The following is a 1,228-nucleotide window of genomic DNA, read 5'->3' as shown; positions in this document are numbered from 1 at the left end:
TCACGTTACTGTCAATTCACATAAATTCTTGCCCTTTTAAAGAAAAAGTAGCTTTCATGACAGTTCCTTCGTCTCCAGTTTCATTAGCTCCATAGCGAACAATACTAGTAATTTCAGAATCGTCAATGATTGATATGTAATAATTCATCGCTTCTTCTGCTTTACCATCTTGAAACATTAAAAACGGTGTAACATTTACCATTAAATACCAACTCCTGTAGTCACTTAATTAATTATTCATCAATTGATAAAATGAATGTACGTAAGGTAACTTAAATTTAATAATGCCCCTCTATAAAAATAATTTTATCCGAGTCATACTTTTTCTTTAGCCAACCTAAGCCGATGTATGAACATCAACCTTTATAGCTGATATATCCAATTTCAACTAGTTCTTTGAGTCCCATAAACATTAAGTTCCAACCATGTTCAGACCCATCATGATACTCTCCTAGAGCTTTTTCAATATCTGCTTTTGTCCAGTTTTCTTCTGGAGCAACGTGTATGAGTTGGGTAAAAGTCATTTCACAGCCTGTAGAAATTTCTTTTATCTCAACAGTTATTATATCTTCTAACTCACTAAATTGAGGCATTTTAAAAGTAAATACCAATTTTTTTGGAGGATCAATTTCAAGGTACTCACCTACTGCTCGATAATCTTTTCCCTCTCTATGGTCGACGATCTCCCAACCTCCACCTACTTTGGGGTCATTCTGTGCGACCTTGTTCGTCCCTTCTAATGTAAAAAACCACTTTTTCATCATTACAGGATTCAACCATGCGTCAAAAACTCTTTCAGGTTCTACATTAAATTCTCTTTTCATTTTTAATGTTGTAGTTGGGATTTTATTCATAAAATTCTCCTTCCGATGTTTTAGTGTTCTTTCTTCTTGGCTTTCAATAACTCACTTTCCAGAAGATCAAAACGATTGCTCCAAAATTTCTCATAAAATTGGAGCCATTCTTTAGCTTGAGATAATGATTTAGTATTTAAGCGACATATGTGAGTTCTTCCATTTACACTCCTTTCCACTAATTTTGCTCCCTCAAGAACCTTAATATGCTTTGAAATCCCAGCAAGGGACATATCAAAAGGCTCTGCTAATTCAGAAACTGTTCTTTCTTTTTGCGCCATCATATGAACCATTTCTCTTCTTGTTGAATCAGCTAAAGCATGAAAAATTTTATTTAAATGATCATTATTATGGTTAACCATGTAGTTAAATAT

General features: G+C 33.6%; 2 protein-coding genes and 1 pseudogene. All 3 read right to left on the bottom strand.

Annotated features, from left to right (window positions below; translation table 11 throughout):
- Window positions 1-19: 19 nt before the first annotated feature.
- A pseudogene (locus V7149_RS26345) lies at window positions 20-202 on the bottom strand (VOC family protein); the annotation flags it as partial.
- A gap of 154 nt (window positions 203-356) precedes the next feature.
- Window positions 357-854: an SRPBCC family protein gene (locus V7149_RS26340; RefSeq protein ID WP_335348505.1), complete on the bottom strand. Its 498-nt coding sequence runs from the start codon at window positions 852-854 to the stop codon at window positions 357-359.
- Between the two features lie 20 nt (window positions 855-874).
- The coding region (locus V7149_RS26335) for an ArsR/SmtB family transcription factor (RefSeq protein WP_335348504.1) at window positions 875-1,228 on the bottom strand (354 nt) is incomplete at its 5' end.

Origin of the sequence: Bacillus sp. JJ1503 (assembly GCF_036965125.1) — a bacterium.
GTDB lineage: Bacteria > Bacillota > Bacilli > Bacillales > Cytobacillaceae > Cytobacillus.
The sequence above is the reverse complement of the archived record's forward strand: the minus strand, read 5'-3'. Positions and strand labels throughout refer to the sequence as shown.